Below are 275 nucleotides of genomic sequence, written 5' to 3' on the forward strand. Positions count from 1 at the left end.
GGTCGCGCCATCGGTGATGATGGTGCCGCCGGCAAGATTGCGGGCCGTGGCCCGGCCGCCATCGCCACCCATGTCAGCGCCGCCGCCGATCGCGCCGATGCCGCCGGCCCGGCCACCATCGCCGCCGCTGCCGCCGATGCTCTGCGCCACGACGCCGTGCGCCCGCTCTCCCCAGGTGGTAATGCGGCCGGCATTGATGGCCTCGACGTTGCCGCCGTTGCCGCCCTGGCTCGCGCTGCCGGCGGTGCCGACGATGCCCCAGCCATTGCCACCCT

1 protein-coding gene is annotated in these 275 nt (G+C 74.9%); it reads right to left on the reverse strand.

Annotated elements, in window-relative coordinates; all coding sequences use genetic code 11:
* Window positions 1–275, reverse strand: a 275-nt coding sequence (locus ACKX14_RS15780; protein ID WP_422449338.1) for a hypothetical protein, incomplete at both ends; no start/stop codon positions are given.

It is taken from the genome of Thermorhabdus hydrogeniformans, from assembly GCF_049310025.1.
Taxonomy (GTDB): Bacteria; Bacillota; Thermosediminibacteria; order Thermosediminibacterales; family Tepidanaerobacteraceae; genus JBJYKD01.